Consider the following 22,069-nt stretch of genomic DNA (forward strand, 5'->3'; position numbering starts at 1 on the left):
AGCAACGATGGTAAAAGAGGAATTGCTTTATGAAGGCAAAGCAAAACGAATCTATCGCACAGACGAAGACGGAGTGTTGTGGGTCGAGTACAAGGACGAAGCAACAGCTTTTAATGGCGAAAAGAAAGACACCCTTGTTGGTAAGGCGAGATTAAACAATGAAATTTCCTCCCTTATCTTTGGCTCCCTTTCTGAAAAAGGCATTCCGTCTCACTTTGTACGGAGATTATCTGACACAGAGCAGCTTATCAAACAAGTTGAGATTGTGCCTCTTGAAGTAGTTGTGCGCAACATTGTTGCTGGAAGTATGGCGAAACGCCTTGGCATAAATGAAGGCACAACACTCGCTACGCCCCTTGTAGAATTTTATTACAAAGACGATGCCCTCGGTGACCCATTGGTTACCGAGGACCACATTGGCATTTTGGGGTTAGCAACATCAGGGGAAGTCGAACAATTGAAAAAAAGGGCTCATGACGTGAATGAACAGTTAATTGAATTGTTCCACACAATTGGTGTGAAGTTAATTGATTTTAAATTAGAGTTTGGCCGTACACAAGAAGGTAATTTGCTGTTAGCAGATGAAATATCGCCTGATACGTGCCGATTGTGGGATAAGGAAACCAATCAACGATTCGACAAAGATTTGTTTCGCCGTAATCTTGGAAACTTGCAAGAAGGCTACCAAGAAATCTTGAATCGATTTACAGAGCAGTAATGACACGATTGATATCTAGTAAGTTATTAAATTCGTCTAGGGGGCTTTTTTAACCATGTATAAAGTCAAAGTCTATGTAACGCTTAGGGAAAGTGTGCTTGATCCACAAGGTGTAGCAGTCAAAGGAGCACTTCACACGATGGATTACAACGAAGTAATGGACGTACGTATCGGCAAATATTTAGAGCTACAACTAGAAAATGTCGATAATTTGGAAACACGTGTGAAAGAAATGTGCGAGAAGCTTCTTGCCAACACGGTCATTGAAGACTATCGCTTCGATGTGGAGGAGGTTATCCCGTCATGAAGTTTGCAGTAATTGTCTTTCCAGGTTCTAACTGTGACGCGGATATGTACTACGCGATTAAAGACGGTTTAGGTGAGCAAGTGGAGTATGTATTTCATACGGAAACGTCGCTTGATGGCTATGACGGTGTGCTTCTCCCAGGTGGCTTTTCGCATGGTGATTATCTTCGTTCTGGTGCCATTGCTAGATTTGCACCAATTATGCCTGCGGTGATAGACGCAGCAGAGTCAGGAAAGCCAGTTCTTGGCGTGTGCAACGGTTTCCAAGTTTTGCTGGAGGCGGGGCTTTTGCCAGGAGCGATGAAGCGAAACATCGACTTGAAATTTATTTGCCGGACGGTAGAGCTTGTTGTTGAGAACAATGAAACGCTGTTCACAACAGGATATGAACAAGGCGAAACGATTCTAATCCCTGTTGCCCATGGTGAAGGAAACTATGAAGTAGACGAAGAAATGCTTGCTAGATTAGAAGAAAACAATCAAATTGTCTTCAGATACAATGAACATGTGAACGGATCAAAACAAGATATCGCAGGCATTATGAATGAGAAAGGTAACGTGCTTGGCATGATGCCTCATCCAGAGCGCGCCGTTGAAGCGTTGCTTGGAAATGACCAAGGGCTAGCTGTATTTACATCGATTTTACGCAACTGGAGGGAATCTCATGTCGCTACTTCTTGAGCCAAGTGCAGAAACAATTAAAAAGGAAAAATTGTATACGGAAATGGGTTTAACAGACGAAGAGTTTGAACTTGCTGAACGCATTGTTGGTCGTCCATTGAATTTTACAGAAACGGGTTTGTTTTCAGTAATGTGGTCTGAGCATTGCAGCTACAAAAATTCAAAAGTGTTATTAAAGAAGTTCCCTGTTGATGGAGAGAATGTGCTGCAAGGACCTGGAGAGGGTGCTGGCATTATTGACATTAAAGATGAACAAGCCGTAGTCTTTAAGATCGAAAGCCATAACCATCCATCGGCGATTGAGCCTTATCAAGGGGCAGCTACTGGTGTTGGGGGAATTTTGCGTGATGTGTTTTCAATGGGCGCTCGTCCAGTCGCATTGCTTAACTCGCTTCGTTTTGGCGAACTTGATTCTCCGAAAGTACGTTACTTGTTTGAAGAAGTTGTGGCAGGAATTGCCGGTTACGGAAATTGCATTGGTGTACCAACCGTTGGTGGTGAAGTGCAATTCGATCCTTGTTATGAAGCAAATCCGCTCGTGAACGCGATGTGTGTTGGCTTAATTGATCATAAAGACATTCAAAAAGGACAAGCAAAAGGCGTAGGAAATACAGTGATGTATGTTGGCGCAAGCACTGGCCGAGATGGCATCCATGGCGCAACCTTTGCCTCAGAAGAACTGAGCGAATCTTCCGATGAAAAACGTCCAGCAGTCCAAGTAGGCGACCCATTTATGGAAAAGTTGCTTCTTGAAGCATGCCTAGAAGTTGTAAAATGTGACGCGTTAATTGGGATTCAAGATATGGGAGCAGCAGGACTTACTTCTTCTTCGGCAGAAATGGCGAGTAAAGCAGGTTCTGGAATCGAAATGGATCTTGATCTTGTGCCTCAGCGTGAAGCGGGTATGACTCCGTATGAAATGATGTTGTCCGAGTCCCAAGAACGAATGCTGTTAGTTGTCGAAAAAGGCCGTGAATCAGAAATTAAAGCTATTTTTGAACGGTGGGACTTACATGCAGTTGAAGTAGGGGTTGTAACGGATGATTCAAGGTTGCGTTTAACACATAAAGGTGACATTGTAGCTGACGTGCCAGTTGATGCCCTTGCAGAAGATGCACCTGTTTATCATAAGCCATCACGTGTGCCAGCATACTATGAAGCGTTTCAAACAGAAGCACCGTACGCACCTGTTTTGACAAATGCGACAGAAACATTAATGAAGCTTCTATCCCAGCCGACAATTGCAAGCAAAGAATGGGTTTATGGACAATACGATTACATGGTGCAGACGAATACGGTTGTATCACCAGGTTCTGACGCGGCTGTGATTCGCATTCGTGATACGCGCAAGGCGCTTGCGATGACAACGGATTGTAATTCCCGTTATCTCTACTTGGATCCAGAAGTAGGAGGGAAGATTGCCATTGCCGAAGCGGCACGAAATATTGTTTGCTCTGGAGCAAAGCCGCTTGGCGTTACCGATTGCTTAAACTATGGAAACCCGGAACGTCCGGAAATCTTTTGGCAGTTAGAGAAATCAACAGACGGGTTAAGCGAGGCTTGCCGTGAGCTTGAAACGCCAGTCATTGGTGGAAATGTTTCACTTTACAATGAGCGTTCTGGTGGAGCGGTTTATCCAACGCCAGTCATTGGGATGGTTGGTTTGATTGAGGATGTTGATCATATCACGACGCAAGCGTTTAAAGCTGCAGGAGATGTTATTTACGTCATTGGCGAAACAAAACCTGAATTTAGTGGTAGTGAATTGCAAAAAATGCTCGTTGGGAAATTGTCTGGTAAAGCGCCGGAAATTGATTTAGCCTTTGAAAAGAAACGTCAAAAAGCACTACTCCAAGCAATTCAAAACGGGCTAGTTGCTTCTGCCCACGATGTAGCAGAGGGCGGACTAGCTGTTGCATTCGCAGAAAAAATGATGGACGGGACGCATGGTGCAGATATTGACTTAAACTTAAGTGCTTCAGAGCTGTTTGCAGAAAGCCAATCCCGCTTTGTTGTAACTGTAAAAAGAGAACAAAAACAAGCGTTTGAGCAATTAGTAGAAGATGCTAAAGCAGTAGGAACGGTTACGGAAGATGCAACACTAACAATTCGCACAAATGGAGAAACGGTCATCGATGCAAGCCAAGATGAATTAGTCACAGCCTGGAAAGGGGCTATTCCATGTTTGCTGAAATCAAAGGGTTAAACGAAGAATGTGGTGTGTTTGGCGTCTGGGGCCATAAGGACGCGGCGCAAATAACGTATTATGGGCTTCATAGCCTTCAGCATCGGGGGCAAGAGGGGGCAGGCATCGTTGTATCAGACGGTGAGAAGCTCTCCGCCCATAAAGGGCTTGGTCTCGTTAACGATGTCTTTAACCCAGATGTGTTAAAGGGGCTACATGGTAAAGGAGCGATCGGTCACGTACGCTATGCAACAGCAGGAGGCGGAGGATACGCAAATGTTCAACCGCTTTTCTTCAACTCACAAAAAGGTGGTCTAGCTGTTGCTCATAACGGAAATCTGGTGAACGCCAATCATTTGAAACATCAGCTTGAAGCGCAAGGATCGATTTTTCAATCAACATCGGATACGGAAGTGCTGGCTCATCTAATTAAACGGAGCGGCTATTATACGCTAGAAGAGCAAATGAAAAATGCGTTATCTTCGTTAAAGGGTGCATACGCATTTGTTGTGATGAACGAACATCAACTTATGGTTGCTTTAGATCCAAATGGTTTAAGACCACTATCGATTGGACGCCTAGGCGATGCTTACGTTGTTGCGTCTGAGACGTGTGCGTTTGATATTATCGGTGCCGAATTTGAGCGTGAAGTCATGCCAGGTGAGCTAATTATCATCGATGATACAGGACTTCGCAGCGAACGGTTTGTTTCTCCGGGCAACCGGGCGATTTGTAGTATGGAGTATGTGTATTTTGCTCGTCCTGATTCAAACGTTGATTTGATTAATGTTCATACAGCGAGAAAGAGTTTAGGGAAACAACTTGCTATTGAAGCTCCTATCGAAGCCGATGTGGTGACCGGTGTGCCTGACTCTAGCATTTCTGCGGCGATCGGCTATGCGGAACAAGCAGGTATTCCGTATGAATTAGGAATGATAAAAAACCGTTATGTAGGTAGGACCTTTATCCAGCCATCACAGGAGTTGCGTGAACAAGGGGTAAAGATGAAGCTGTCTCCTGTACGTGGAGTTGTTGAAGGGAAACGTGTTGTTATGATCGACGATTCGATTGTGCGGGGCACAACAAGTCGTCGTATAGTGAATATGCTGCGTGAGGCCGGGGCGACTGAAGTACATGTGCGCATTTCCTCGCCGCCGATTAAAAACCCGTGTTTTTACGGAATTGATACATCAACGACGTCGGAATTAATTGCATCAAACCATTCAATTGACGAAATGCGTGACATCATGGGCGCTGACTCTCTTGCTTTTCTTACAACAGCAGGGTTGAAAACAGGGATTGGACGTTCAGAAGCGATGCATAATTGCGGCCAGTGCTTGGCTTGCTTTACAGGCGAATACCCAACGGAAATTTACGCGGATACCGTGCACCCGCACGCAAAAGTTTAAGCAACGAATTGGAGGATGAGCACTCGTGTCAAATGCATATAGAGAAGCTGGCGTTGATATTGAAGCAGGCTATGAAGCAGTAGAACGGATGAAACAGCATGTGGAACGAACCAAATGTCAAGGCGTCTTAGGTGGGCTTGGTGGATTTGGTGGCAATTTTGATTTATCTTCGCTTGGATTAAAAGAGCCAGTGCTCGTGTCAGGAACGGATGGTGTAGGTACAAAGCTCATGCTTGCTTTTATGGCGGATCGTCATGATACGATTGGCCAAGATGTTGTGGCGATGTGCGTAAACGATATTGTTGTTCAAGGAGCAGAACCACTTTTCTTTTTAGACTACCTTGCATGCGGCAAAGCCGTTCCAGAGAAGATTGAAGCCATTGTAAAGGGTGTGGCAGATGGCTGTACACAAGCAGGTTGCGCTTTAGTTGGCGGGGAAACAGCGGAAATGCCTGGAATGTACGGTGAGAATGAATATGACCTGGCTGGTTTTTCCGTGGGGGCAGTTGAAAAAAGTGAACTCCTTACAGGTGTTTCAATTGAAGCTGGTGATGTGCTTATTGGTTTGTCTTCCAGTGGTCTCCATTCCAATGGTTTTTCACTTGTTCGTAAAGTGCTTCTTCAAGATGCTGGTTTAGACCTTGATGAACCAATCGAACAGCTTGGAAAAACACTTGGTGAAGAATTGTTAACACCGACGAGAATTTATGTGAAACCATTACTTGCTTGCATGAGAAAAGGTCTTATTTCAGGTGCGGCTCATGTGACGGGGGGCGGATTCTATGAGAATATTCCACGCATGCTGCCTAAGGGAGTCGGAGCCGAAATCGATAATGGTTCATGGCCAGTACCAGCGATTTTCCCATTTATTCAAGAAAAAGGTGACATTTCTGAGCGTGACCTATTTTCTACATTTAACATGGGAATTGGTATGGTCCTTGCTGTACCCGAAGCAAACCATCAGGAAGCGATTGCGTTGCTCGAAGAGAACGGAGAAAAAGCGTTTATTATTGGACGAGTGACGAGTCTTCCCGGTATGGTTATCGGAGGCATCGACACATGAAGCTCGCGCTATTTGCATCAGGAACAGGGTCAAATGCCGAGGTGCTAATCCGTTCTGCCCAAGCTGGAGAACTAAGTGGTGAAGTGGCGCTTGTCATTAGCGATAAACCTAGCGCACCGGTCCTTGCTAAAGCACAGGCACTTGGTGTCAAGACCGTAGCGATTCGTCCCACTTCGTTTCAAAACAAAGCGGAGTATGAACAAGAACTTGTCTCTCGTTTACAAAGCGAAGAAGTAGACCTCGTTGTGCTGGCCGGTTATATGCGATTAATTGGTCCTGTGCTCCTTTCGGCGTATGAAGGGAAAATTATCAACATTCATCCATCGCTATTGCCGTCATTTCCAGGTCTTGATGCGATTGGTCAAGCGCTTCAAGCGGACGTAACGGTCACGGGTGTGACAATTCACTATGTTGATGCTGGTATGGATACAGGTCCAATCATTGCTCAACGTGAAGTGCCACTTGTAGAAGGAGAGACGCATGAAACGTTAGCGAAGAAAATTCAAGCTGTGGAACACAAATTATACCCAACTGTTGTGAATCAACTGTTACATGAGAAATTAGGGGAGGAATCATAAGCAATGAAGCGAGCACTCGTAAGCGTATCGAATAAAGATGGGTTGATCCCATTTGTAAAAGGACTAGCAGATGCAGGGGTGGAAATCCTATCCACAGGCGGTGGAACAAAGCGCGCACTGGAAGAAGCCGGCATAGACGTAGTAAATGTTTCTGACATTACAGGCTTTCCGGAAATATTGGACGGACGAGTCAAAACGCTTCATCCAAACATCCACGGCGGGCTTCTTGCGATGCGCGATAAAGAAGAACATGTGAAACAAATAGAAGACTTAGGTATTACGCCGATTGATTATGTTGTTGTTAATCTTTACCCGTTTGCTGAAACGATCGCAAATCCAGATGCAACATTTGCGGATGCGATTGAAAACATTGATATTGGCGGTCCAAGCATGCTCCGTTCTGCGGCAAAAAACCACGCTCATGTAACGGTTGTTGTAGATCCAGCTGATTACGATGATGTGCTTACTACTCTTCATTCAGGCGAACAAGAAAAGCTTGCATTACGCCAAAAACTAGCTGCTAAAGTGTTCCGCCATACAGCTTCTTATGACGCGATGATCGGCACATATTTAACAGAAGCAGTTGGGGAAGAAAACCCTGAAAGCTTAACGATTACATATACACATAAACAAGCGCTCCGCTACGGAGAAAACCCGCATCAAAAAGCTGCTTTCTATGAAGGTAAAACCAGTAGTACATCATCCATCGCTAAAGCGGTTCAACTTCATGGAAAAGAATTATCATACAACAATATCAATGATGTTAATGCCGCACTAGAAATTGCAAAAGAATTTATTGAACCTGCCGCAGTCGCAATTAAACATATGAATCCATGTGGCGTTGGGACAGGCGCGACGTTGTATGATGCATACACTCGCGCATATGAGGCTGATTCGAAATCGATTTTTGGGGGAATTGTCGCCTTAAACTGCGAAGTAGACGGACAAACAGCAGAGAAGATGGCAGAGATTTTCTTGGAAGTCATTTTGGCACCGTCTTTTAGTGAAGAAGCGAAAGCAATTTTAACAAAGAAAAAGAATCTCCGTCTTTTGGAAGTGGGCATGGAAAAAGGAACTCCAGAAAAGAAAGTAACGTCGATTCACGGTGGCTTGCTTGTCCAAGAAGAAGACTATTATGGACTTGATGAGGCAGAAATTCGGATCCCGACAAAACGGGAACCTACAGAAGAAGAATGGACCGCGTTAAAACTTGGTTGGAAAGTGGTCAAACATGTGAAATCAAATGCGATTGTGCTAGCGAATGGTGAAAGGACTGTTGGTGTTGGTGCAGGGCAAATGAACCGGGTTGGTTCTGCAGCGATTGCGATTGAACAAGCAGGTGGACGAGCAAAAGGGTCTGCGCTTGCATCCGATGCATTTTTCCCGTATGGTGATACCGTTGAAACGGCAGCAAAAGCTGGCATTACGGCAATTATTCAGCCAGGAGGATCTGTACGCGATGAAGAATCCATTGAGAAAGCGAATGAATATGACATTGCGATGGTCTTTACAGGCGTACGTCATTTTAAACATTAATACGTAAGGAGGGTTATTCATGAATGTGCTCATCATTGGTGGTGGCGGACGGGAGCATGCAATTGCTTGGTGTGCCCACCAGTCAAGCTTAGTGGAAAACGTTTATGTCGCACCAGGCAATGCGGGTATGGAGCAAATCGCGACAATTGTAGGGCTCGGTGAATCGGATCATGATGCCCTCGTGCAATTCGCGATTCAAAGTGATGTTGACCTAGTTATCATTGGTCCTGAAGTACCGTTATTAGAGGGCATTGTGGACCGCTTTGAACACGAGGAAATCAACGTATTCGGGCCGCGCCAAAACGCGGCAATGCTTGAAGGCTCAAAATCATTTGCCAAAGATATTATGAACCGGTACGGAATTCCAACAGGTGTTTCTAAAACATTTTCTGATTACGAAGAAGCAGCTGCTTATGTGAAACAAGAAGGCGCACCGATTGTTATAAAAGCAGACGGACTTGCGGCTGGAAAAGGTGTCACTGTCGCGTTTACGGAAGAAGAAGCACTTGGTGCCCTTTCTCATGTGTTATGCGATGATGCTTTTGGCGAGGCAGGAGCACAAGTGGTTGTGGAAGAATTTCTTGAGGGTCAAGAACTGTCGTTGATGGCATTTGTAAATGGAACAACTGTTGTACCGATGGTTGGAGCACAAGACCATAAACGTGCGTTTGACGGAGATGCTGGTCCTAATACGGGTGGGATGGGCGCTTATTCCCCTGTACCTCAGTTTAGCGAAACGGATGTGGACCGTGCAGTAGCAGAAGTGCTTCAACCAGCGGCAAATGCAATGGTTGAGGAAGGTCGCTCCTTTACTGGCATTCTTTATGCAGGCTTAATGATGACAAGTGAAGGGCCAAAGGTGATCGAGTTTAATGCTCGCTTTGGTGATCCAGAAACACAAGTTGTTTTGCCACGGTTGAAGTCAGACTTGATCGAAGTGATGCTTAAGCTGTTAAACGGCGAGCATGTTGAACTAGAGTGGAGCGATGAAGCGGTTGTTGGTGTCGTCCATGCAAGCATCGGCTACCCCGAAGCGTATGCGAAAGGTGTTGCCATTAAGGGGATCGAAGCAGCCGCAAATGAGGCGGTAGTCTTCCATGCAGGAACAAAAAAAGCAGCTAGCGAGTGGCAAACAAATGGCGGACGTGTGTTGCTTGTGGCTTCAACTGGAGCAACGATAAAAGAAGCGCAATCAGCTGCTTATGAAGCGAGTTCGAAAATTGAAAGTGACGGTTTGTATTACCGAAAAGATATTGCTGAAAAAGCGATGCAATCAGCGAAATAAGAAACAAACCAGTGTGCCAGGGGATGGGTGCACTGGTTTTTTTATGAGTTATTATATTTTTCTAAATGGTTAATGTTTTTTATATACATTTAATGGAATTTTGTGTATGATATATACTGGTGAATGAATGGGTCTATCGAAATGCGTAGAAAAAATGCTGTTTATTCTAGTAATGAAATAGAGGGGAAAACAAGGATGAATCGTATTTGTTCGACTTTATTGATGGTTTTGAGATTAGGTGTTAAATCTTGTGTGATTATTTTCGTTCGTTTCTTTATGCTAGTATTGTTATCGCCATTTATTTTAACTTATCTCATTGCTGTCCCAATAATGATCTTGTCACCTGTTATCTTAATGGTGATGGGCTTTGTGAATGGATTTCATACAATAGGTATAGCGGAATTAGTTGAAGTACTAAAAGGTGTTGTTTTAGGTTCATTCTTAGCGATTATCGGATACTATATTGGTAAATTCGCGGTTAAGCGATTAAATGAAAAACGAAAGTGGACTATCTCTATCTTGAACAAGGAGAAGATGATATGAGAAAGCTTTGGTATTTCATGCTAATAATGTTAACGTTAGGTGCTTGTTCTCAAGAAGAAAATAGTCAAGCTATTGAGGACACAATTCCTCAAGCAGGAAACATAGAAATTCCTAATACGATTTTTACATCAGAGAGAAATGATGATTTAATTGATGAAGAAGAAATGAAATCAAGTATTAAAACATATTTAGACAGCAGTGAAGAATTATTTCATGCAAGTACGCTATTTGAGGAAATTTTATATTCAGATCAAGAATTAACGAAAAGTGAATTAGAAAGATTAAACGAGATTAACAAGCTTGTAAAAGAAAATGATGAAAATTTTGCTGATTTTATTACAAACAATACTTTACCAGAAGCGTATCGAAAAGAGTCAAAAAGAATTAGTGCTTACATTACATCAATAAATCAGTATCTGTATGAGTTGGATGAAACGATTGATGATCTTGTAGACAATATAAGTGATGGGAAATTAATAGTAAAAGATATTGAATCACTACTCTTACTAGATGAAAGTAATCATGTAAACGGAAGAGAACAAAAGAAAATAGAGGAGTTTCTTGATCAAAAAAATATAGACACGATCGCATTTGGTCGTGAGTGATTTTCGGAGAGACTTTTTTTGACCGAGTAGGCAAGCGGACGAACCATTTCGCTTGCCTTTTTTGTGTTGCGCTCATTCCTGTATAATAATAAGGGACATCATACGTTTTTTCAGGAGGTAGAGAGGTGCAACGTATTTATTACGCAGCGGTGCTTTTTCTAGTGTTTATTGCACTAGCATTTGATTTAGAGCAATTACTCTGGATAAGCGGACTGCTTGCTTTACCTATGCTTTTTTATTCTTTTATCCATTCAAATCGTTTGTTTCGAGGAATGGGGATCGCTTTTCTAGTTGGAGGTGCAATTCTGCTTTCTTATAGTGATGTTGCATTTCGTACACTACCCGCTCTTTTCTCAAACAATTTAACGCTTGTTGTGTTTGTTGCGGTTGTACCATTAATGCAAGCGGCGATTGAGACGTTGCGATATGATCGCCAAGTAGAATCTTGGTTATTTAAGCAAGTGAAGAACACGGGGTCCCTACAAAACAGATCACTTATAACAACATACAGCTTTGTCCCATTCATGAATCTTTCTGTGTTACCTTTGTTACAAAATACGTTAAATAATCGGTTACAACAAATGGATAAGGCAAAGCGAGATGGACTGATTAGCCGTACCACTCTTCGGGGTTATGCACTGGCACTTGTGTGGATGCCAATGGAAATTATGGTTGTGACAGCGCTAGGTATTACTGGTCAAAGTTATGTAAGTGTGCTTCCTTATCTTTTGCTGCTGTCAGTAATGATGACAGGATATGAGCTGCTTAAAAACAAATGGTGGCGTACAGGTCGATTAAGAGAAATCGAGATTCGGGAAGAACGAGGTCGATCAAAAAAATCCCTTGTGTTAGCTGTTTTACTCTTTTTGGTGCTCGTAATTGGTATTGGCGAATGGCTGCAATTGTCATTCATTATGACCGTCATTTTACTCATTCCCCTGTTCGCTTACTCATGGACTAGGTTAATGGGAGAAGCGGCGACATTTGTTCACAAAGGCCAGGTTGCGTTTAGTCAACAACTTGCAAAAGGGATTCATCCATTTATTGTTTTATTTGTTTCGCTAGGTTGGTTCACGGGGATTTTGAATGGGACAGAGTTGCTCACACTCATTCAAGAACCATTACTCGTTTTCCAGGATGTACCGATTGTTTTATTGATGGGCATTCCGCTTAGCTTCTATGCGCTTGCCATGATCGGTATCCATCCAATTGCTTCAATGGTGCTTGTACATGAAATCGTCGGACCAATCCTTGCGCCAACGATGTCTTTAGCATTAACAATTATGTACATTGTTAGTGCACTTGCGACGTTCACAATTAGCCCCTATGGGATTGTGGTTACGATGACAGCTAGAAATACGGAACAAAACCCGTATAGAATCATGTTAAAGAACTTGCCATTTGCGTTGTTATTTGGCGCTTTAGCAGTAGGTGTGGCTATCTTGTTCACTTAACGTGTTTGTTCACTTATTTAAATGAGGCTAGAGAAAAGAGACTATAACTGCGAAGTTGAAAAGACCTACAACTAGGTCTTTTTTTTACTCGATATGAGATTGTATTCGTGATACGAACATAAGAATTAAACAGAAGCTTGAGCAAGAAATGTGTAACCAAGCACTTTGGCGAGAGACATGATTCATCTAGTCCTTAAGACCTCAAAACATCTTTGTAACTATACTTTTTAGACTTTTTAGATTAGTATATTTTATAAACTCGCTTGATACACAACTAAATAATTGGGTGCGCTTTCATTAAAAACTGGGAAGATTTGTTTTGAATCCCGCAGACCATTAGCAACAGAACGTGAGTGAACAAACAGTTAAGAAATATATAAGGGAGGCATAAAGGATGAAAGCAGGAATCAGTTCGTATAGTTTGAACCAGGCGATACAATCAGGAGAGATGACCATTATAGATGTTGTTGATTATGTAGCGGATGTGGGAGCAGATCATATTGAAATTGTGCCAATTGGCTTTAATCTATTAGAAAATCCTAATCTTATAGATGAAATAGCAAATAGAGCGAAGGCCAGGGGCTTGGAGATTTCTAACTATGCCGTAGGTGCAAACTTTATTCAAAAAACAATAGAAGAGTATGAAACTGAAATTGAGACAGTAAAAAAGCATGTCGAAGTAGCGTCTCGTCTTGGTGCTACGCGAATGCGTCATGATGTGGCGAGTCGCAAGCTTGACGAGACATCGCTCGCCTTCTTTGAAGAAGATTTACCATTGCTTGTAGCTGCCTGTCAGGAAATTGCCGATTATGCAAGTCAATACAATATTATAACAAGTGTCGAAAATCATGGCTTCTACGTTCAGGCGAGCGAACGTGTGCAGCGACTTGTTCGTTTGGTCAATCGGGAGAACTTTAAAACGACCCTTGATATTGGGAACTTTCTTTGTGTGGATGAAGATCCATTGGTTGGAGTGGAAAATAATCTCTCGTATGCTTCGATGGTGCATTTTAAAGATTTTTATTATCGCAAAAGCGAAGATTTACCGATTAAGGAAGGTTGGTTGCGGACACCTTCTGGTCGTTACTTGCGAGGAGCCATTGTAGGCCAAGGTGATATCGCGATTTCAGAAATTGTGACTTTCATTCAAGAGAAGGGATATGATGGCTACGTATCCATTGAATTCGAAGGAATGGAAGACTGTCGTATAGGTGCTAAGTTCGGACTTGATGCAATGAAACAATTATGGAAAGAGCAGGTGAAGTAAGATGGGTGAACGAATAAGAATTGGTGTGATTGGCGCAGGGAGTATTTCAGATATGCATCTCAATTCGTATGCTGAATCAGATGAGGCAGAGTTAATTGCTATCTGTGATTTAAATGAAGAGCGGGCAAAGAAAAAAGCAGCGTTGTATAGTGCAAAGCGGACATATGTGAATTATAAAGACCTGTTGGCAGACCCTGAAATCGACGCGGTCAGCATTTGCACTTGGAACAATAGCCATGCAGAGATCACAATTGATGCCTTGCATGCAGGTAAAGATGTGCTTGTGGAAAAGCCATTAACTACAAGTGTGGAAAAAGCATTAAAAGTGGAAGAGGCGGTTAAAGAAACTGGGAAAAAACTGCAGGTAGGTTTTGTCAGACGCTATGCCTCTAATACTGAACTGATTAAAACATTTGTTGATCAAGGAGATTTAGGAGATATTTATTATGCACGTGGCGTCACCCTCCGCAGGCTAGGCAACCCAGGAGGATGGTTTGCTGATAAGGAACGTTCTGGTGGAGGACCACTTCTTGATGTCGGAATCCATGTCATTGATGTTCTCTGGTATTTAATGGGACGACCAAAAGTAAAATCTATTAGTGGGAATGTGTATAGCCATTTAGGCAATCGAGCCAATGTCGAACATAAGTCATTTTATAAAGCGGCAGATTACGACCCTACAAAAAATTCGGTGGAAGACTTTGCAAATGCCCTTATTCGCTTTGAAAACGGTGCCTCTATGAGTGTAGATGTGAGCTATACGATTCACGCTGAGAAAGATGAAGTATCTGCAAAACTTTATGGAACAAAAGGTGGAGCAGTGTTGGAACCTAAATTAGAGCTCGTATCGGAGAAATACAACACGATGCTGAACATTTTACCGCAAGTCGACACGACCACACTAGATGTGCGTCAAGCTTTTCAAAACGAGATTGATTGGTTTCTTAAAGTGTGCCAAGGACAAGAAGAAACAAGAAGTCCAGTTGAAGACGGTATAGAAATGATGAAGATTCTATGTGGTATTTATGAAGCTAGTGAGCAGCAAAAAGAAATTGTTTTTGAAGAGTTTCCACACTCAGTTTAAGCAGGAGTGGTTCATAGGATCATTTACTAAATACTAGCACGAGATCAATTTTGAGATAGATTGAATGATTGTACTGACTGAATTTGGTAAGGGTAGGGGATCGATCGGTTGATCCCTTACCCTTATTTTATTTTGAGCGACGGATAAGCATCATTTGTTTTCATAAAGTGTTTTCGATTTTTTACGTATACGCGCGAGTTTCATAAACTTTAAAAAGTTGATTATTTAGGTGAGTAAAAAATATATTTTATCACCGTGAAGGGTTAATACGTTACTTTAGTATAGTGAAAATGAAATTCGTTTTAAGAAAGATTGTAAAATTTTTAAACACAGATAAAACTTATATCTTTACACCGAATATGAAAATAAACATAAATAAAATAAGGGAGGGTCATTATGGAATCATGATATAAGTTATTTTGGTATTGTATTTAAAATATTTATTTAAGTCTAAATTCGAAAGAATATATTTTATTAATATAATTTTATAATAGTTAAAATAAATAAAAAATTAATTGACTGAATTATTTAAAGTGTATATACTCGTGATTAACTTTCTTTTCATGTGTAAGATCTTTGGAAGCCATCTAATAATACTATTTAAAAATAGATATTAAAATGAAGTGGCGAAGATAAAAACATATTGGTGAGAAAGCATTATGGAATGAAGAGGGGGAACAACATGAAAAAAGCAAGTGCGCTAATTTTAAGTTTAAGTGTTTTATTGGCATCGTGTAGTGGAGGGGATGAGGAAGTGGGCTCTCTTGATGAAGGAGCAGCTTCGGTTGACGAAGATAACAAGACGTTAACAATTGCTTTAGGTACGGATGTAGTGACATTTGATATCCACGACCATAATAATACGTCCACTGAAGCCGTGCACGATAATATGTTTAACTATTTATTTAAACGAGATGAAAACAATAACATTCAACCGGAACTCGTAGAGACATTTGAACAGGTAGATGAATTAACGGTTGAAATGACGTTAAAAGAAGGAGTTACATTCCATAATGGGGATCCACTAACGTCAGAAGATGTTAAATTCACACTTGAGCGAGTCGCGACGGATGATACGTTGCAAGAATACCCAAATTATAATCAAATTAGTGAAGTTGAAATTATTGATGACTTAACATTCAGAGTAATAACGCATGATCCTGAACCTTCTTTGTTACATCGCTTATCAAGACTAGGGTCGAGCATGCTACCAAAAACGTACATTGAGGCAGAAGGATGGGACTATTTTTTGGCTAATCCGATTGGTACAGGGGCGTATCAATTTGAAGAGTGGGTACGCGATTCTCAAATTGTTCTAACACCATATGCCGATTACTACGAGGGAGCAGTTGAGGAATGGGATGAGGTTGTTTTTCGAGTTATTCCAGAAAACTCTACTCGTGTATCTGAGATTTTAACCGGAGGGGTTGATATCGCAGTCAATGTGCCTCCCGCGGATTGGGATCGAGTAAATGGAAACGCTGGTACAGCGATGGAAACGGAAACTTCTAATCGGACATTGATGTTAATTCTTCGAGCGACAGAAGGGTTCCCTACGTCTGATGTACGTGTTCGCCAAGCACTTAACTTAGCTATTGATAATGGAGCGATTACAGAAAGTGCACTTCGAGGAGGGGGGGTTCCTACGAAGACGAGGATTGCCCCTGGTAATTTTGGAGCAGAAGAGTCTTTATATGATACGTATGATTATGACGTGGAGGAAGCGAAGCAGCTTATGGAAGATGCTGGTTACCCAGATGGCTTTGAAATGACATTGCATTCTCCTCGTGGACGGTATTTGCAAGATGCTGAAGTTGCCGAATTAGTTGGTGGTATGCTACAAGCGATAAATGTGACAGTGAACGTTGAGTTTATGGAATGGAGTAACTTTGTAGAAATGCGTCAAGCTGGAACCAATAAAGACGCTTATTTGATTGGCTTAGGTAATTCAATGTTTGACGGTGCATACAGCGTAGATTGGTATCGTTCGAATCGCTTTGAGGGAGAAACAGATTATAAGAACGAGGAAATCGATTCATTGCTTGAAGCGTCAGCAGTAAATATGGACGAAGCAGAACGTGCAGAACAAATTCAAGAAATTCAACGCATTGCTGACGAGGACATGCCCCATATTATGCTTCATCAAGAAACAGTCAACTATGGCGTCAACGATCGGATTGATTTTACACCAGCAATGGATGAAATGATCTATGTCCCATCTATCACAAAGAATTAACGGTAATGGCCGGGAAACCTGGCCATTACCAAAAAAAGGAGGATACTGAGTGGGCTCATTTTTATTGAAGCGCCTTGCGCAAATTATTCCTGTTTTACTAATAATTTCGTTTATCATTTTTGCGCTCGTCTATATCGCGGGCAATCCAGTTGCATTAATGTTGCCTGACGATGCTTCCCAAGAAGATATTGAGCAATTGACTGCCTCCTTGGGACTTGATCAACCGTTTATTGTGCAGTACGGTCATTATTTGCTTAATTTAGTGCAGGGGGATTTTGGTGAGTCATTTCGTTACAATACAAGTGCTTTGCCCCTTGTGCTTGAGCGACTTCCAGCAACTTTAGAATTAGCTATAGCTGCTATGATTATTGCTGTAGCAGTAGCCATTCCACTTGGCATATGGTCCGCTACTCAGCAAAACTCACCTCTTGACTTGCTAGCATCAGGAGGAGCGGTTATTGGAAAAGCAATGCCGAATTTTTGGCTTGGTATTATGCTCATTTTATTATTCTCAGTATCACTGGGGTGGTTTCCGGTGTCTGGAAGAGGGACGTTTGCTCATTTAATTCTGCCAGCAATTACACTTGCAACTGGAATTGCTGCGGAAATTACAAGGCTGCTGCGTTCAAACATGATTGAAATTTTAAATCAAGATTACATCCGAACAGCGAAAAGCAAAGGAATTCGTAACGGCTTTGTTGTTTATAAACATGCATTCCGTAACTCATTAATTCCATTAATTACAATCACTGCATTACAAACGTCAACGGTCGTTGGCGGGACATTAATAACGGAAACTGTATTTTCCTGGCCTGGGCTTGGGCAATTACTAATTCAAGCTGTGAACACAAGAGACATGGCCATTGTTCAAGCGTGTGTGTTTGTAATTGCAATTCTTGTCATATTAATGAATTTGCTCGCGGACATTCTTTACCGACTGTTAGATCCGCGGATCAAATACGATTAAAGGAGGGCGCACACATGGCATTACAAACTGAACCCCAGTTTCCAGGGAAACAAGGCTTAGGTAGTCCAGTTAAAAGACATTCATTGAAACGTTGGAGTCGGCTTTTATTACGAAGTAAAACAGGTACGTTAGGTTTTATCATTGTCGTTGCTGTTATCTTAATGGCTGCTCTGGCTAGTGTTTTAGCGCCCCATGATCCAAACGAAATCAATGCAATAAACATGTTTCAGCCACCGATGTGGATTGAAGGAGGTACAAGCGAACATATTTTGGGGACAGACAATCTAGGGCGGGACATATTAAGCCGAATAATTTACGGGTCGCAAATTTCTCTGCTTGTTGGTATTGCTTCGGTAGTCGTTGCGGGAATCATTGGTGTCACAATTGGAATTGTTGCTGGTTTTTACGGTGGTTGGATAGATTCCGTTTTGATGCGTTTAGTTGATTCATTTTTATCCATTCCGAATATTTTATTTGCACTTGTTATTTTAAGTGTGTTTGGGCCTAGTGTATGGACCTTAATTTTTGTGCTTGGAGTAACGAACTGGGTGAATTATGCGCGTCTTGTGCGTGGAGAAGTCTTGTCCATTAAAGAAAGGGAATTTGTGAAAGCTGCTCGATCGATTGGTGTGAAGAATCGGGTCATCATGTATCGACACTTATTGCCTAATGTTGCATCTTCCTTTATTGTCATTTCTACTTTAAGTGTCGCAACAACAATTATCTTAGAAGCATCTTTAAGTTTCTTAGGATTAGGTATTCAGTCTCCTGATATTTCGTGGGGAGGAATTCTAAGTGACGGGCGTGATTATTTGGCGACTAGTTGGTGGCTTGCTACGTTTCCAGGGCTAGCGATTACAGGAGCCGTATTAGGGATTATTTTTCTCGGCGATTGGCTCCGTGATGTTCTTGATCCACGCAGTCAAAGCCGCCGGTAAGGAGAGGATGAAATGAGCGAAGAAGCGCTTTTGTCGGTTGAAGATCTTCAAACGCATTTTTTTACGGAGAATGGAAATATCCCTTCAGTAAATGGCGTGTCATTTGCGATTAAACAGGGGGAAACCGTTGCAATCGTTGGTGAATCTGGATGTGGAAAAAGTGTCACTTCTTTATCAATTATGGGGCTAATTTCTACACCTGGAAAGATCGTTGGAGGCAAAATCAATTTTAACGGCCATGAGTTAACAGGGATTAACGATAAACAGTATCGTAAGCTAAGAGGCAATGACTTGTCGATGATTTTTCAAGAGCCTCTCACATCATTAAACCCTTTGTTTACAATAGGTAACCAGCTAGCCGAAGTCATTTTGCTGCATCAAAAGGTAAGTAAGGAGCAAGCGAAGAAAAAAGGAATTGATATGCTGAAGAAAGTAGGCATTCCTAGGGCTGAAAAAGTGTATCGATCCTACCCTCACTCGCTAAGTGGAGGGATGCGTCAGCGTGTAATGATTGCTATCGCGCTTGCATGTAGTCCAAAGCTACTAATTGCAGATGAACCAACAACGGCATTGGATGTAACAATCCAAGCTCAAATTCTAGGGTTAATGCGTGACTTGGTTCAAGAAAATAACACGGCTATTATGCTTATTACTCATGACTTGGGCGTTGTAGCAGAAATGGCTGATACGGTCATTGTAATGTATGCGGGCCAGGTGGTTGAAGAGGCTAATGTGTTTACGCTATTTGAGAACCCTGCCCACCCATATACAGCTGGCTTACTTGGTAGCACACCAAAAATAAATGAGCTTGAAGATGAACTTAAATCAATTGAAGGAACGGTGCCCACGCCTGAAACGATGCCAACAGGGTGCCGTTTTTATCCGAGATGTCCTCATGCGATGGAGCGTTGTGCAATTGAGGCACCACCACTTTTCACAGCAGAAGCAGATCAGCGTGTTCGTTGTTGGCTTTTTGATGAAAAGGGGGTAGTCTTTAAATGAAAGAAGTATTATTAGAAGTAAAAGGGATGACAAAGCATTTTGATGTAAGTGAAGGGTTCCTAAAACGTAAAAAGAGGCTGCTTCGAGCAGTAGACGGTGTTGATTTAACAATTTATTCGGGCGAAACGCTTGGGATTGTTGGTGAGTCTGGTTGCGGAAAATCAACACTGGGAAATGTGTTGATGCGCTTGCTTGAACCAACTAGTGGAGAATTATTTTTTGAAGGGATAGACTTTTCCGAACTAAGTGGAGAAGCGTTACGAAAAAAACGCGTCGACATACAAATGATTTTCCAAGATCCGTTTTCTTCGCTTAATCCGCGGATGAAGGTAAAAGATGTTATCGCAGAGCCGCTTAAAACACATAAGATTGGCACTGGACAAGATTATTTGGAACAAGTGTATGAGCTGATGGACGTTGTTGGACTTGATCGATCATATGCTAAGCGTTATCCGCATGAATTTAGTGGAGGACAACGGCAACGCATCGGTATTGCGCGTGCCATTGCTTTAAAACCAAAACTCATTATATGTGATGAACCAGTTTCTGCATTGGACGTATCGATTCAAGCACAAATCTTAAATTTAATGGCAAAGCTACAAAAAGAATTTCAATTAACTTTTTTGTTTATCGCCCATGGTCTTCCCGCAGTTAAACATATTAGCGACCGCATTGCTGTTATGTACTTAGGAAAAGTGGTGGAACTTGCTTCAAAACAAGACTTGTTTGAGCGACCGATGCACCCTTATACAGAAGGGTTGATTAGCGCAGTGCCAGTACCTGATCCAAAGCAACGAACGAAAAGAGAACGCATTGTTCTTGAAGGGGATATGCCGAGTCCAGTAAATCCACCTTCTGGCTGCCGCTTTCATACTCGGTGTCCTTATGCTAAAGAGAAGTGTTCACTTGAGGAACCTGCTTTTATTGAAAGGGAGAAAGGTCATCAAGTGGCTTGTCATTATCCATTATATTAATTAACTATGGGGTGCTTATGATGAAAATAACAACGACAGACGAGATGCTGAAATTGTTGGAAGAATTAGTGAACATGGATAGTGGATCGTATAATAAAAAGGGAATTGATCAGGTTGGCAACCGATTAATGGATGCTTATCAAGAAATAGGGTTTAAAGCAGACATTTACGAACAAGAGGAGTATGGCAACCACATTGTTCTTCAACATACTAAAGCTGAAAACCCAGAAATTTTGCTTGTTGCCCATATGGATACTGTTTTTCCGAAAAATACAGCTGCCCGGCGACCATTTCATATCGAAGGGAATCGTGCTTACGGTCCAGGTGTAGTAGACATGAAAGGAAGCCATGTGACTGCTTTGTCTGCAATAAAAGCCCTTCTTGATGCAAATAGTGCCGCAGCAAAAAATGTCGTTGTGTTGTTGACGAGTGATGAAGAAATTGGCGCGCCTTCTGCCCGCACGCTTATTGAAAAACAAGGTGAAGGGAAAAGGGCGGTACTTGTTATGGAACCGGCAAGGAAAGATGGTTCACTTGTAACGTCAAGGCGTGGTGGCGGTCGCTATACATTAAAGATTACCGGCAAAGCAGCCCATTCAGGCATTGAACCTGAGAACGGACGGAGCGCGATTGAGGAGCTTGCTTATAAAATCATCCAGCTACATCAATTATCTGATCATGAAAAGGGCATAAGTGTAAACGTGGGAATCATTGAAGGAGGAACGGCAGTTAATACAGTCGCTGATTATGCGGAGGCGCAAGTCGATATTCGAATTTCAAGGCAAGACCAAGCCAAGCCTTTAGCGGAAAAAATGAAAGAAATTTGTGGTCAGGCAAATGTTGAAGGTACTTCAATTATACTTGAAGGTGGAATTACCCGTCCGCCAATGGAACGGAACGATCAAACAATTGAGTTGTTTGAACTGATTAAAGGCGTTGCTTCTTCGCTCAACATCTCCCTTACGGAAACGGGTACGGGTGGCGGATCAGATGCCTCCTTTACGTCGGCGCTTGGGATTCCAACAATAGATGGGATGGGTCCTGTTGGAGGAAATCCACATAGTACGGATGAATATCTAGAAACAGAAACGCTTGTAGAGCGAACAAAATTGCTTGCAAAGACGATTGAAAAGCTATCAAACTAAATGGTGAACTCTTTCATTTTGGTAGGATAAATCTGTATATAAAAAAACAATTCGTTTAAACTAACGCGAGATTGTAGACAAAATACTTCTGGG

At 42.1% G+C, this 22,069-nt stretch carries 20 protein-coding genes; all 20 read left to right on the forward strand.

What is annotated here, in order from left to right; translation table 11 throughout:
- Nucleotides 1-7: 7 nt before the first annotated feature.
- On the forward strand, nt 8-718 hold the full coding sequence (purC, locus tag BK584_RS20295; protein ID WP_078394270.1) for a phosphoribosylaminoimidazolesuccinocarboxamide synthase: 711 nt from the start codon (nt 8-10) through the stop codon (nt 716-718).
- A 55-nt stretch (nt 719-773) separates the two neighbouring features.
- Nucleotides 774-1,025, forward strand: a complete 252-nt coding sequence (gene purS, locus BK584_RS20300) for a phosphoribosylformylglycinamidine synthase subunit PurS (RefSeq protein ID WP_078394271.1) — start codon at nt 774-776, stop codon at nt 1,023-1,025.
- Complete coding sequence (gene purQ / locus BK584_RS20305; protein ID WP_078394272.1) at nt 1,022-1,705, forward strand: phosphoribosylformylglycinamidine synthase subunit PurQ; 684 nt, start codon at nt 1,022-1,024, stop codon at nt 1,703-1,705. The genes purS and purQ overlap by 4 nt, the downstream gene beginning before the upstream one ends.
- Nucleotides 1,689-3,911: a phosphoribosylformylglycinamidine synthase subunit PurL gene (gene purL, locus BK584_RS20310; RefSeq protein ID WP_078394273.1), complete on the forward strand. Its 2,223-nt coding sequence runs from the start codon at nt 1,689-1,691 to the stop codon at nt 3,909-3,911. Before purQ ends, purL begins: the two co-directional genes overlap by 17 nt.
- Complete coding sequence (purF, locus tag BK584_RS20315; RefSeq protein WP_078394274.1) at nt 3,887-5,299, forward strand: amidophosphoribosyltransferase; 1,413 nt, start codon at nt 3,887-3,889, stop codon at nt 5,297-5,299. The genes purL and purF overlap by 25 nt, the downstream gene beginning before the upstream one ends.
- Nucleotides 5,300-5,324: 25 nt before the next feature.
- On the forward strand, nt 5,325-6,362 hold the full coding sequence (purM, locus tag BK584_RS20320; protein ID WP_078394275.1) for a phosphoribosylformylglycinamidine cyclo-ligase: 1,038 nt from the start codon (nt 5,325-5,327) through the stop codon (nt 6,360-6,362).
- On the forward strand, nt 6,359-6,940 hold the full coding sequence (purN, locus tag BK584_RS20325; protein WP_078394276.1) for a phosphoribosylglycinamide formyltransferase: 582 nt from the start codon (nt 6,359-6,361) through the stop codon (nt 6,938-6,940). The genes purM and purN overlap by 4 nt, the downstream gene beginning before the upstream one ends.
- 3 nt (nt 6,941-6,943) lie before the next feature.
- Nucleotides 6,944-8,476 (forward strand): bifunctional phosphoribosylaminoimidazolecarboxamide formyltransferase/IMP cyclohydrolase, encoded by a 1,533-nt coding sequence (purH, locus tag BK584_RS20330; RefSeq protein WP_078394277.1) that lies wholly within the window; start codon nt 6,944-6,946, stop codon nt 8,474-8,476.
- Between the two features lie 19 nt (nt 8,477-8,495).
- Nucleotides 8,496-9,761 (forward strand): phosphoribosylamine--glycine ligase, encoded by a 1,266-nt coding sequence (purD, locus tag BK584_RS20335; protein ID WP_078394278.1) that lies wholly within the window; start codon nt 8,496-8,498, stop codon nt 9,759-9,761.
- A gap of 195 nt (nt 9,762-9,956) precedes the next feature.
- Nucleotides 9,957-10,304 carry a DUF1700 domain-containing protein gene (locus BK584_RS20340; RefSeq protein WP_169871415.1) on the forward strand — a complete coding sequence of 116 codons (348 nt, stop codon included), beginning with the start codon at nt 9,957-9,959 and terminating at the stop codon, nt 10,302-10,304.
- Nucleotides 10,301-10,909 carry an NDxxF motif lipoprotein gene (locus BK584_RS20345; RefSeq protein ID WP_078394280.1) on the forward strand — a complete coding sequence of 203 codons (609 nt, stop codon included), beginning with the start codon at nt 10,301-10,303 and terminating at the stop codon, nt 10,907-10,909. Before BK584_RS20340 ends, BK584_RS20345 begins: the two co-directional genes overlap by 4 nt.
- Before the next feature lie 125 nt (nt 10,910-11,034).
- Nucleotides 11,035-12,363, forward strand: a complete 1,329-nt coding sequence (locus BK584_RS20350; RefSeq protein ID WP_078394281.1) for a hypothetical protein — start codon at nt 11,035-11,037, stop codon at nt 12,361-12,363.
- A gap of 394 nt (nt 12,364-12,757) precedes the next feature.
- Entirely contained in the window at nt 12,758-13,630 is an 873-nt protein-coding gene (locus BK584_RS20355) for a sugar phosphate isomerase/epimerase family protein (RefSeq protein ID WP_078394282.1), read from the forward strand.
- Between the two features lies 1 nt (nt 13,631).
- The gene (locus BK584_RS20360; protein WP_078394283.1) at nt 13,632-14,714 is read left to right on the forward strand and encodes a Gfo/Idh/MocA family protein; all 1,083 of its coding nucleotides are present in this window, start codon (nt 13,632-13,634) and stop codon (nt 14,712-14,714) included.
- A gap of 682 nt (nt 14,715-15,396) precedes the next feature.
- Nucleotides 15,397-16,950 carry an ABC transporter substrate-binding protein gene (locus tag BK584_RS20365; protein WP_078394284.1) on the forward strand — a complete coding sequence of 518 codons (1,554 nt, stop codon included), beginning with the start codon at nt 15,397-15,399 and terminating at the stop codon, nt 16,948-16,950.
- A gap of 49 nt (nt 16,951-16,999) precedes the next feature.
- Nucleotides 17,000-17,917: an ABC transporter permease gene (locus tag BK584_RS20370; RefSeq protein ID WP_078394285.1), complete on the forward strand. Its 918-nt coding sequence runs from the start codon at nt 17,000-17,002 to the stop codon at nt 17,915-17,917.
- A 14-nt stretch (nt 17,918-17,931) separates the two neighbouring features.
- A complete protein-coding gene (locus BK584_RS20375) occupies nt 17,932-18,855 on the forward strand; it encodes an ABC transporter permease (RefSeq protein ID WP_078394286.1) in 924 nt (307 codons plus the stop codon).
- 12 nt (nt 18,856-18,867) lie between these two features.
- The gene (locus BK584_RS20380; protein ID WP_078394287.1) at nt 18,868-19,857 is read left to right on the forward strand and encodes an ABC transporter ATP-binding protein; all 990 of its coding nucleotides are present in this window, start codon (nt 18,868-18,870) and stop codon (nt 19,855-19,857) included.
- Nucleotides 19,854-20,831, forward strand: coding sequence for an ABC transporter ATP-binding protein (locus tag BK584_RS20385; RefSeq protein ID WP_078394288.1), 978 nt, complete (start codon nt 19,854-19,856; stop codon nt 20,829-20,831). Before BK584_RS20380 ends, BK584_RS20385 begins: the two co-directional genes overlap by 4 nt.
- A 20-nt stretch (nt 20,832-20,851) precedes the next feature.
- Nucleotides 20,852-21,976 carry a M20 family metallopeptidase gene (locus BK584_RS20390; RefSeq protein WP_078394289.1) on the forward strand — a complete coding sequence of 375 codons (1,125 nt, stop codon included), beginning with the start codon at nt 20,852-20,854 and terminating at the stop codon, nt 21,974-21,976.
- Nucleotides 21,977-22,069: the final 93 nt, after the last annotated feature.

It is taken from the genome of Shouchella patagoniensis (genome assembly GCF_002019705.1).
In the GTDB taxonomy this organism is placed as follows: domain Bacteria; phylum Bacillota; class Bacilli; order Bacillales; family Bacillaceae_D; genus Shouchella; species Shouchella patagoniensis.

Excerpts from the sequence above, each read along its gene's own strand:
- purH (WP_078394277.1), top strand. The coding sequence starts at position 6,944 with ATGAAGCGAGCACTCGTAAGCGTATCGAATAAAGATGGGTTGATCCCA.
- purF (WP_078394274.1), top strand. The coding sequence starts at position 3,887 with ATGTTTGCTGAAATCAAAGGGTTAAACGAAGAATGTGGTGTGTTTGGC.
- BK584_RS20375 (WP_078394286.1), top strand. The coding sequence starts at position 17,932 with ATGGCATTACAAACTGAACCCCAGTTTCCAGGGAAACAAGGCTTAGGT.
- purL (WP_078394273.1), top strand. The coding sequence starts at position 1,689 with ATGTCGCTACTTCTTGAGCCAAGTGCAGAAACAATTAAAAAGGAAAAA.
- BK584_RS20345 (WP_078394280.1), top strand. The coding sequence starts at position 10,301 with ATGAGAAAGCTTTGGTATTTCATGCTAATAATGTTAACGTTAGGTGCT.
- BK584_RS20385 (WP_078394288.1), top strand. The coding sequence starts at position 19,854 with ATGAAAGAAGTATTATTAGAAGTAAAAGGGATGACAAAGCATTTTGAT.
- BK584_RS20365 (WP_078394284.1), top strand. The coding sequence starts at position 15,397 with ATGAAAAAAGCAAGTGCGCTAATTTTAAGTTTAAGTGTTTTATTGGCA.
- purC (WP_078394270.1), top strand. The coding sequence starts at position 8 with ATGGTAAAAGAGGAATTGCTTTATGAAGGCAAAGCAAAACGAATCTAT.
- purQ (WP_078394272.1), top strand. The coding sequence starts at position 1,022 with ATGAAGTTTGCAGTAATTGTCTTTCCAGGTTCTAACTGTGACGCGGAT.
- BK584_RS20340 (WP_169871415.1), top strand. The coding sequence starts at position 9,957 with ATGAATCGTATTTGTTCGACTTTATTGATGGTTTTGAGATTAGGTGTT.
- purS (WP_078394271.1), top strand. The coding sequence starts at position 774 with ATGTATAAAGTCAAAGTCTATGTAACGCTTAGGGAAAGTGTGCTTGAT.
- BK584_RS20355 (WP_078394282.1), top strand. The coding sequence starts at position 12,758 with ATGAAAGCAGGAATCAGTTCGTATAGTTTGAACCAGGCGATACAATCA.
- BK584_RS20380 (WP_078394287.1), top strand. The coding sequence starts at position 18,868 with ATGAGCGAAGAAGCGCTTTTGTCGGTTGAAGATCTTCAAACGCATTTT.
- purD (WP_078394278.1), top strand. The coding sequence starts at position 8,496 with ATGAATGTGCTCATCATTGGTGGTGGCGGACGGGAGCATGCAATTGCT.
- purN (WP_078394276.1), top strand. The coding sequence starts at position 6,359 with ATGAAGCTCGCGCTATTTGCATCAGGAACAGGGTCAAATGCCGAGGTG.
- BK584_RS20390 (WP_078394289.1), top strand. The coding sequence starts at position 20,852 with ATGAAAATAACAACGACAGACGAGATGCTGAAATTGTTGGAAGAATTA.
- BK584_RS20360 (WP_078394283.1), top strand. The coding sequence starts at position 13,632 with ATGGGTGAACGAATAAGAATTGGTGTGATTGGCGCAGGGAGTATTTCA.